The following is a 9033-nucleotide window of genomic DNA, read 5'->3' as shown; positions in this document are numbered from 1 at the left end:
CCCCGGCTGGAGCAATCCCCAGTCCCTCATGCAGCAGGTCGCACAACTCAATCGCGAAAAGGAAATACTCCCCCCACCAGGCGACCATGTGCATTGACTGCGACGTAAGAATAAAGGCTAGCGAGTAGTGCCGACGGCGGTGCTGCCTTCGCGGACGACGCTGTGGGCCGGTTTGTGGTGAGTTAAAATGCCCACAAGATGAAACCCAGGGATTACTCGGGCGCGTCGTCTGCCGGGGTGTCAGGAATCGGTAACAATCCCATCGTTCCTTTCTGCTCAATGACCGAGCCCAGCTCATCCAACGGTGGCAGTTCGGCTAGCGAGCGCAGGTTCAGGTCGTTGAGAAAGTTTGCCGTTGTACCGTAAAGGGCTGGCCTGCCTGGAACATCGCGATGACCGATTGCCGCTATCCAGCCACGCGACTCCAACGCCTTAAGTATGGTCCCCGACACGGAAACTCCGCGAATTTCCTCAATGTCGCCACGTGTCACGGGTTGCCGATAGGCGATGATCGCAAGCGTCTCAAGCACGGCGCGCGAGTAGCGCGGCGGTCTTTGCGGGTTGATGCGATCGAGAAACTTTTGCATCTCCGGTTTAGCCTGAAAGCGCCAGCCGCTGGCAACATTTACCAGCTCTACCCCTTTCCCTTCCCAGTCCCGACGCAATTCCTCCAGTAGCCTGCGCAGCACTTCAGCGCTCAGCTCTTCGTCGAAAATCTTTCTGAGATCGGAGAGGGGCAATGGTTCCTGGGCCGTGAGCAACGCCACTTCCAGGATCCGCTTGATTTCCGCAGGATTGCCGGGGCTGACCACGCCTATGGAACTAGATGACGGAGAGGGTACTAACCGGCCTGACATAGATAATCCCAAAAGCACGAGGTTGGCTCACCTCAACCTGATGCTCTTTGACAAGCTCAAGTAGTGCCAGAAACGTTACGACAAGTTCCGGGGCTCCTGCCGCGGCACTGAATAAATCGTGAAACTCGATAAAGGCGCGCCCCTGCAATTGGCTTAAGATGCGACTCATGTGTTCTCGCACCGACAGCTCCGCCCGGGTGATCTGGTGGCGACGATTTGCCTGGCAGCGAGCCATCAGCATAAGCCACGCATCGCGCAGGTCCTCCATGCTGACTTCCGGGAGGCGGTCGGCCATCGCCGGCTCGATCCAGACCCTCGTCAGCAGGAAGTCCCGATCCGCTTGTGGCAGTTCATCGAGTCGCTGAGCAGCGGCTTTCATTTGCTCGTATTCCAGCAGGCGCCGTACCAATTCAGCGCGAGGGTCGCTCTCTTCCTCATCTCGGACAACGGCCACCGGCAACAGCATGCGTGATTTGATGTCAATCAATACCGCCGCCATGAGAAGGTATTCTGCCGCCAATTCCAATTTGTTTGCGCGCATCATTCCAATATAGGCCATGTATTGGCGGCTGAGCTCCGCCATGGGGATGTCCAGCACGTCGAGGTTATGCTTGCGAATAAGATACAGCAGTAAATCGAGAGGGCCCTGGAACGTCTCGAGGAACACTTCCAGAGCGTCGGGCGGAATATACAAATCCGCCGGTAATTCCGTTAGGGGCTCCCCATGAATTTTAGCCACCGCGGAAGCAGCGGATTGCGAAAACCCACTATCCATCGTCATGTGAAGCTAAGGAAACGCTCAACGTGCTCAGCAAGGAAAAGGGCATATCTACCAGCGTGCTAAGAGTAGTCCAGTCCCATTGCCTCTCTTACGTCCCGCATGGTCTCCTGCGCCAATTTATCGGCTCTCTCGCAACCGTCGGCGATGATATTACGTACCAGTGTGGGGTCTTCCTCATACATACGCGCCCGCTCGTGCATGGGTTGCTGCTCTGCCAATATCGCGTCAATAACCGGCTGTTTGCACTCCAGACAACCGATTCCCGCGGTAGTGCATCCCTGTTGCACCCACGCCCGGGTGTCATCGTCCGAGTAAACCAGATGGAACTGCCACAATGGGCATTTTGCCGGGTCCCCGGGATCGCTGCGGCGGACGCGCGCCGGGTCGGTCGGCATGGTGCGTATCTTCTTTATCACACTTGCCGGTTCCTCGCGCAGGGTGATCGTGTTATTGTAAGATTTCGACATCTTCTGTCCATCCAGACCCGGCATTTTCGGTGCCTGAGTCAGCATAACCTCGGGCTCGGAGAGAATCATCTTTCCGCCGCCCTCCAGGTATCCAAATAAACGCTCCTGATCGCCCAAGCTCAAATTCTGTTGTTCTTCAAGCAGCGCTTTTGCTGCAGCGAGCGCCTCATCGTCGCCGTGCTCCTGGTACCGATTCCGCAAGTCGCGGTAAAGTTTAGATTTTTTTGAACCAAGTTTTTTTATCGCCGCTTCCGCTTTTTCGCGGAATCCGACTTCCTTGCCGTAAATATGGTTGAAGCGCCGCGCGATTTCGCGGGTAAACTCGATATGCGGCGTCTGGTCTTCGCCCACTGGCACACGGGTGGAGCGATAAATGAGAATATCCGCGCTTTGCAGCAGGGGGTAACCCAGAAAGCCGTACGTATTCAACTCTTTCTCAAACAGCTTTTCCTGTTGGTCCTTATAGGAAGGCACGCGTTCCAGCCATCCCAGGGGGGTAACCATGGAGAGCAGCAGGTGCAACTCGGCATGTGCCGGCACCCGGGATTGAACAAATAATGTCGCTTGTGCTGGATCCACGCCTGCAGCCAGCCAGTCAATCACCATATCCCAGACGTGGCGCTCGATGACGTCCGGCGTATCGTAGTGCGTGGTGAGAGCGTGCCAGTCCGCGACGAAGAATAGGCACTCAAACTGGTGCTGTAGCTCCACCCAGTTCTTCAGCACGCCGTGATAGTGCCCCAAATGAAGGCCGCCCGTGGGACGCATTCCCGATAAAACACGCTCAGTGAACATACCCCTTGTCCTTATCCAACCAATCCAATTATTTTCAGTAGGCTTCCAGGCCAAAAAACAACGCTACCAGCTGTATCGTAATCGCTATAAACGGACCAATGATGGCACCCAACACCCCGGTCATCAACAGCATAAGGAGGATCATGAAGCCGTACGGTTCAATCCTTGCAAAACCGTTAGCCAGGCGCTGCGGCAGAAGGCTTACCGCGATACGGCCGCCATCGAGCGGCGGCAGAGGCAATAGATTCAAAACCATCAGGATCACGTTGATTTTAATCCCCGCTTCCCCCATCAATACCATAGGCCGGGCAAGATCGGTGTCCGACAGGGCGAGGCCAAGCTTGATAACGAACGCCCAAAGCAACGCCATGAAAAGGTTGGCGCCCGGCCCGGCCAGGGCCACCCAAAGCATGTCCTGTTTCGGTCGGCGCAACGCCGAGAAGTCGACGGGCACCGGTTTGGCCCAGCCGAATAGTATTCCGCCCAGCCACAGCGTCAACAAGGGAAGCAGGATCGTGCCCACCGGATCGATGTGGCGAACCGGATTCAGACTGACGCGTCCTTGCGCATAGGCGGTCATATCGCCAAAATGCTTCGCCACATAACCATGAGCGGCTTCGTGCAAGGTGATGGCAAAAATTACCGGGAGCGCATAGATGGCAACATTCTGAATAATGCTATCCATTGGAGATTCCAAAAGGCTGGAGGCTCCCTTTTCCTTCCCGTATCACTTCCGGCACATCCCCGGTCATATCAATGACGGTGGTCATCTCCAGCCCGCAGGCGCCCCCATCCAGCACCAGTTCCACCTGATGCTCGAGGCGGGCCCGGATGTCCCCAGCATCGTTAAGTGGGAACTCATCGCCAGGCATTATCAGGGTGGAACTCAACAGCGGCTCATCCAACTCCGTCAACAACGCCTGCACGATGGGATGATCCGGAATTCTGACGCCGATTGTATCGCGCTTCGGCGGCTGCAAGCGGCGCGGAACTTCCCGGGTAGCTTGAAATATAAAGGTGTAGCTACCGGGCGTACTCATCTTGAGCAGCCTATATTGCCGATTATCAACTTTGGCGTAATGCGAGATTTCGGCGAGGTTGCGACACATCAGCGTAAAGTGATGCCGCTCATCCATCTGCCGTATCGCCCGAATTCGAGTCATGACGGTTTTATCGCCCAAGTGGCCTCCAAGCGCATAACACGAATCGGTAGGGTAGGCGATCACCCCTCCGGCGCGCACAATAGCCGCAGCCTGCCGTATCAGACGCAACTGGGGGTTTTCCGGATGAATCGAAAAGAATTGAGCCACGAGAAAAATAGCTGACGATTTTTATCAATGTGTTGTCTGCGGGTCCGTTTCCTGGTACATCATCCGTGGGCCGCCGGAAGGCATCTCGGGTGCCAAAGGGGGTACATCACACTGGTTAGTATCGCGCCGTGGTGGCAGTACACCCAAAAAGGCAATCACCCTGCGTGGATCGCTTCCTTCCAGTCATGCCATACGGGCCTGCAGATGGCAGGCAGCGCCGGCATTCTCCCCAGATCGAAGTAGCTTTCCCCCGGGCCGTGAAAGTCCGAACCGCGCGAAGCAAGTAAGCCCAGCCGCTGGCAATGGCGCGCAAACAGCAATGATTGCTCCGGCGTATGACTACCGGTGATCACCTCGATAGCCTCGCCACCCATTGCGCGGAATTCCTCCAGCAACTCGTCCAGCGCTTTCTTGCTCAGCTTGTAACGGCCGGGATGAGCGATCACGGCTCTGCCACCGCTGCCGCGTATCCAGCCAACCGCGTCGCTTAACGGCACCCACTGGTGTGGCGCATATCCAGGCTTACCCTTGACCAGGTATTTCTTGAAGACTGCTTTCGCATCTCTGGCGTGACCCTGCTGAATTAAAAAGCGGGCGAAGTGCATCCGCCCCAGCAAATGCCCCTCTCCAGCATTGCGGCAGGCGCCTTCAAAACTGCCGTGAATCCCGAATTTGTCCAGTTGCGCGGCGATATTACGCGCACGCACCAGCCGGCCGTCTCGTATGGACGCCAAACCCCGAATGAGGTCGGGATGCTCAGGATTTATACCGAGGCCGACGATATGGACGGTCTGGCCGCGCCAGTCCACCGAAATTTCGACGCCGTTGACCAGGATAACGTTCTTCTCCGTGGCCGCCGCGTGGGCCTCCGCCAGCCCTCCCACGTCGTCGTGATCGGTCAGCGCGAGAATGTCAACCCCACGCGCAGCAGCGTGCTCGACCAATTGTGTTGGTGTGAGCAGACCGTCCGAAACCGTGGAGTGGCAATGCAAGTCGATGTTGAGCATGAAGCAGGCAGGTTGCGCAAAGCGAGAGCCGCATCATAGCATAAGGGGGGGCGGAAAATTGAACTGCGACAACTGATCGGCTCACCCGGAGCGGAGCGTGGGCATTCACGCTGAAAGACCGAATGCTTCCGGTAGAGTAGGATATCGAATTGCCCAGATTAGACGGAACAAATGGACTTTCTGCCAATTTTTATCGACATACGAAATCGTGACTGCCTTGTGGTCGGCGGCGGGGAAGTGGCCGCCCGGAAAGTGGCGTTGCTATCGCGAGCGGGGGCTCGGGTCACCATCATCGCCCCCCGGCTCTGTGAGGAACTGCACGAGCGGCTGTTGGTGCCGCGGGATCGGGAACAACCGCCGCAAACAAGAATTACTTATCTTGCCGAAACGTTTAGTCCCGATCATCTTGCCGATGCCGTTCTAGTTATCGCTGCTACAGATGATCCCACAGTTAACCGGAAGGTTTCCGAGGTTGCCAAAGGATTACGCATCCCCGTCAATGTCGTGGATGATCCGGCTTCATGCTCTTTCATCATGCCTTCGATTGTGGATCGCTCTCCCGTTCTTATCGCCGTATCGAGTGGGGGCGCGTCACCGGTGCTTGCCCGGGTACTGAGAGCTCGACTGGAAACCATGATACCGATGGCTTATGGCCGCCTTGCGGCGTTCGCGGCCCAATTCCGCGAACGAGTGAAACAGCAGCTTTCAGTTCCCGAGAACCGACGCAGATTCTGGGAGAAAGTATTGCAGGGGCCAGTTGCCGAAATGGTTTTCTCCGGCAGGGACCGGGCGGCAAAGGTGTATCTGGAGCGTGCGCTGGATAGCGAACCGGATGAGTCAAGCGGGGGAGAAGTATATCTGGTGGGCGCTGGCCCGGGCGACCCGGAGCTCCTGACTTTTCGGGCAATGCGCCTGATGCAGCAGGCGGACGTGGTCGTGTATGACCGGTTGGTTTCACCTGAGATACTTGACATGGTGCGTCGCGATGCCGCCCGGATCTATGCCGGGAAGGAGCGCAGCAAGCACGCAATGCCGCAGGAATCGATTAATCAATTGCTGGTGCGGTTGGCCAAGGAAGGCAAGCGCGTGCTGCGGTTGAAAGGGGGCGATCCTTTCATCTTCGGCCGGGGGGGTGAGGAAATTGAAACCCTCTCCAGCCACGGAATTCCTTTTCAGGTCGTTCCGGGCATTACCGCGGCGACCGGTGCGGCATCCTATGCAGGTATCCCCCTCACTCATCGCGACTATGCCCAGTCGTGTGTCTTTGTCACCGGCCATCTCAAGGACGGGAGCGTGGACCTGGATTGGCCCATGCTGGCGCGCCCAAACCAGACCATCGTGGTCTATATGGGGCTCCTCGGCCTACCGGAGCTGTGCCGGCAATTAATCGCGCACGGGCTATCTGCTACGACACCAGCCGCAATCGTGCAGCAGGGAACTACGCATAAACAGCGCGTATTGACCGGTACGTTGCAGAACCTTCCCGGTTTGACCGCTGCGGCCAAACTGATTCCGCCAACTCTTATCATCGTCGGCGAGGTCGTCAAACTGCATCGGCAACTGGCGTGGTTCGAGCCTCAACGGGATGAGGCTGCTCCCGCGATCGGTATTCTGGGCAGAGAACAGTAAGCCTTTGCGCAATACCGCGCTATTCCATCGCATCTTTTAAAAAAGGCCGATCAGCATCCTCGTTCCCAGCAAATAAAGCAGCAGAACAAAAATCGTCCTGAGCATCCGTGTAGGCATGACGTGGGTCGTTTTTGCGCCGAACGGCGCTGTCAATACGCTGGCCAGCACGATCCACCCCAAGGCCGGCAAATAGACATACCCCAAGCTATGTTGCGGTAACGGCTGGGATTGGGCCATGCCATTAACGATGTATCCGATGGCGCCCGCTACGGCAATGGGAAATCCCACTGCGGCAGCGGTGCCGATCGCCTGCTGCAATCGCGCGTTGCAGAACGTAAGAAACGGAACCGTCAGCAGCCCGCCGCCGATTGCGACAAAACTCGAAACCGCGCCAATGATTCCGCCCGCACCAATCATTCCCCATTTGCCGGGAAGCTCACGGCTGGGTTTGGGCGAGATTTTCAGCAGCATCTGCGTGGCTGCATAGAAGATAAACACAACAAAAATGACGCTGAGCGCCCTGCTGGGCAACGCGTTCACCAGCGTCGCACCGGCCAGTGTGCCAGCGATAATTCCAGGGGTGATATGTTTCACGACTTGCCAGTTCACCGCTCCGTGCGCATGGTGAGCGCGCAGGCTGGAAGCCGAGGTGAAAATGATCGCGGCCATGGTAGTCCCCAGGGCAAGGTGCAGGATGCGATCAGGCGGGAAATGCTGATTGGTAAAAATAACGGTGAGCACTGGCACCAGAATCAATCCGCCGCCGATACCCAGCAGTCCGGCAAAAAAGCCTACAACTGCACCCAGCAGCAGATAAGCCGGCCACCACTCCACGTCAAGCGTGGCCGAAAGGTATGCTTGTCTTGAGCATTTTTCGGCGACTTTCCGTCTGCAAATCTGGTTGTGACCAGCCCATCAAAAAATCCCCATGATGAAGTCCCACTCCGCTGGGTCTACAGGCGTAATGGATAGGCGGTTTCCGGTTTGCAGAATGCGCATGTTTGCCAGTTCCGGCCGGCTGCGCAATTCCCTGATGCTGACCAAGCGGGTTTTTCTGATGAACTTCACATCCACATTGAACCAGCGCGGGTTGTGCGACGTTGCCTTCGGGTCAAAATATTTACTGGCGGGATCGAACTGCGTTGCGTCCGGATATGCTGGACTGCTAACCTCGGCAATGCCCGCGACCCCCGGTTCCGGACAACTCGAATGATAAAAAAACACGCCGTCCCCGACGCGCATCTGGTCGCGCATAAAGTTGCGCGCCTGATAGTTGCGGACGCCGTACCAGGGGACAGTTTGATCAGGCATCGAGGCAAGGTCATCAATGCTGACATCCGAAGGTTCTGATTTCATCAGCCAGTAACGCATGGGTGATTCCAGGTGGAAGGCGCCAGAACTTGGCAGGTTGAGTTTGAATTCATGCTTTAGCGGAGCGAGAGGTAACGGTGGTTATTGTTCGATCGCTAAAAGTATAACAGTCCAGCTTTAGCAAGCGAAGCCGCCCCACTTGAACTTGCCAGCACCGTGGACCATCCGAGTCTGTCACTTCAAAAAATTGAATGCCCGCTGCCACCATTGGGTCTTTAAAGTCGTTAATAGGGGCACGCCCCCACACCCGTGTAAGAAGTAGCGCGACGACCGCCCAAGCGAGAGCGTCTTCGGTGGGTACGATATTCCCGTCACGCACAGACTTGACACTGGGGACTTCTGTGGACTTTTAAGGCTCAGGGATAGCCTGGGGACCTTTATTGACCCGCTGCTTCTCCCAATCTCTGATCCCTCCGGGGACGACGCGAAATAATGGATGCGGCTCCGGGATACGGATATCTTGAAACTGCTGATAAAGGTGCGGAGCCCGTTTCCGCAGTTTTTCGTTCAGGTGGGACCACTCCAGGAGAAGTTGCCCATCCGTTTCGTCAATTTGTCTCACGCTTCCCATCTTCAAAATTTTTGCCGTATCGAAGTGATAACCTCGACGTTCGGCTTCCCCGGCAAGGCCAGCTAAAAATACGCCCACTGCCATCAGCGGCTGAGGATGCCGCCGAAACCGGATAAGCTGCGGATGATGCGCGTAGCCGGTGGTCAATCCCGACAATACTTTTTGCGCCAACAGCGCTTCCCGCCATGCAGCGGTAAGACCTCTGGCATCCAGATAGCGGGGATGAAGTGTCCACAGGCGCATGG

10 protein-coding genes are annotated in these 9033 nt (G+C 56.6%); 1 reads left to right on the top strand and 9 read right to left on the bottom strand.

Translation table 11 applies throughout. The features are described from left to right. Window positions 1–212: 212 nt before the first annotated feature. The 6 genes from scpB to C8R31_RS15620 all read right to left on the bottom strand — a co-directional run bounded on the left by scpB (window position 213) and on the right by C8R31_RS15620 (window position 5217). The gene (gene scpB / locus C8R31_RS15645) at window positions 213–857 is read right to left on the bottom strand and encodes an SMC-Scp complex subunit ScpB (protein ID WP_107695095.1); all 645 of its coding nucleotides are present in this window, start codon (window positions 855–857) and stop codon (window positions 213–215) included. After that, the gene (locus tag C8R31_RS15640; protein ID WP_258192742.1) at window positions 823–1638 is read right to left on the bottom strand and encodes a ScpA family protein; all 816 of its coding nucleotides are present in this window, start codon (window positions 1636–1638) and stop codon (window positions 823–825) included. The genes scpB and C8R31_RS15640 overlap by 35 nt, the downstream gene beginning before the upstream one ends. Before the next feature lie 59 nt (window positions 1639–1697). Continuing rightward, complete coding sequence (locus tag C8R31_RS15635; protein ID WP_107695094.1) at window positions 1698–2900, bottom strand: tryptophan--tRNA ligase; 1203 nt, start codon at window positions 2898–2900, stop codon at window positions 1698–1700. Between the two features lie 34 nt (window positions 2901–2934). Continuing rightward, a complete protein-coding gene (locus C8R31_RS15630; RefSeq protein ID WP_107695093.1) occupies window positions 2935–3585 on the bottom strand; it encodes a site-2 protease family protein in 651 nt (216 codons plus the stop codon). Next, entirely contained in the window at window positions 3578–4210 is a 633-nt protein-coding gene (locus tag C8R31_RS15625) for an L-threonylcarbamoyladenylate synthase (RefSeq protein WP_107695092.1), read from the bottom strand. Before C8R31_RS15625 ends, C8R31_RS15630 begins: the two co-directional genes overlap by 8 nt. A gap of 155 nt (window positions 4211–4365) precedes the next feature. Then, window positions 4366–5217 (bottom strand): 3',5'-nucleoside bisphosphate phosphatase, encoded by an 852-nt coding sequence (locus tag C8R31_RS15620; protein ID WP_107695091.1) that lies wholly within the window; start codon window positions 5215–5217, stop codon window positions 4366–4368. A 171-nt stretch (window positions 5218–5388) separates the two neighbouring features. On the opposite strand from C8R31_RS15620, the gene cysG reads away from it, so the two are divergent. After that, window positions 5389–6846 carry a siroheme synthase CysG gene (cysG, locus tag C8R31_RS15615; protein ID WP_107695090.1) on the top strand — a complete coding sequence of 486 codons (1458 nt, stop codon included), beginning with the start codon at window positions 5389–5391 and terminating at the stop codon, window positions 6844–6846. Between the two features lie 36 nt (window positions 6847–6882). On the opposite strand, the gene C8R31_RS15610 is transcribed toward cysG, so the two are convergent. The 3 genes from C8R31_RS15610 to C8R31_RS15600 all read right to left on the bottom strand — a co-directional run bounded on the left by C8R31_RS15610 (window position 6883) and on the right by C8R31_RS15600 (window position 9031). Next, the gene (locus C8R31_RS15610; protein WP_107695089.1) at window positions 6883–7680 is read right to left on the bottom strand and encodes a sulfite exporter TauE/SafE family protein; all 798 of its coding nucleotides are present in this window, start codon (window positions 7678–7680) and stop codon (window positions 6883–6885) included. 81 nt (window positions 7681–7761) lie between these two features. Then, window positions 7762–8217, bottom strand: a complete 456-nt coding sequence (locus C8R31_RS15605) for an EVE domain-containing protein (RefSeq protein ID WP_107695088.1) — start codon at window positions 8215–8217, stop codon at window positions 7762–7764. A 349-nt stretch (window positions 8218–8566) separates the two neighbouring features. Further along, entirely contained in the window at window positions 8567–9031 is a 465-nt protein-coding gene (locus C8R31_RS15600; protein WP_107695087.1) for a pyrimidine dimer DNA glycosylase/endonuclease V, read from the bottom strand. Window positions 9032–9033: the final 2 nt, after the last annotated feature.

It is taken from the genome of Nitrosospira sp. Nsp2, from assembly GCF_003050965.1.
Classification (GTDB): domain Bacteria; phylum Pseudomonadota; class Gammaproteobacteria; order Burkholderiales; family Nitrosomonadaceae; genus Nitrosospira.
The sequence above is the reverse complement of the archived record's forward strand: the minus strand, read 5'-3'. Positions and strand labels throughout refer to the sequence as shown.

Bases quoted from the DNA above. Each gene is read 5' to 3' on its own strand.
- scpB (WP_107695095.1), bottom strand. From the start codon at position 857: ATGTCAGGCCGGTTAGTACCCTCTCCGTCATCTAGTTCCATAGGCGTG.
- C8R31_RS15640 (WP_258192742.1), bottom strand. From the start codon at position 1,638: ATGACGATGGATAGTGGGTTTTCGCAATCCGCTGCTTCCGCGGTGGCT.
- C8R31_RS15635 (WP_107695094.1), bottom strand. From the start codon at position 2,900: ATGTTCACTGAGCGTGTTTTATCGGGAATGCGTCCCACGGGCGGCCTT.
- C8R31_RS15630 (WP_107695093.1), bottom strand. From the start codon at position 3,585: ATGGATAGCATTATTCAGAATGTTGCCATCTATGCGCTCCCGGTAATT.
- C8R31_RS15620 (WP_107695091.1), bottom strand. From the start codon at position 5,217: ATGCTCAACATCGACTTGCATTGCCACTCCACGGTTTCGGACGGTCTG.
- cysG (WP_107695090.1), top strand. From the start codon at position 5,389: ATGGACTTTCTGCCAATTTTTATCGACATACGAAATCGTGACTGCCTT.
- C8R31_RS15605 (WP_107695088.1), bottom strand. From the start codon at position 8,217: ATGCGTTACTGGCTGATGAAATCAGAACCTTCGGATGTCAGCATTGAT.
- C8R31_RS15600 (WP_107695087.1), bottom strand. From the start codon at position 9,031: ATGCGCCTGTGGACACTTCATCCCCGCTATCTGGATGCCAGAGGTCTT.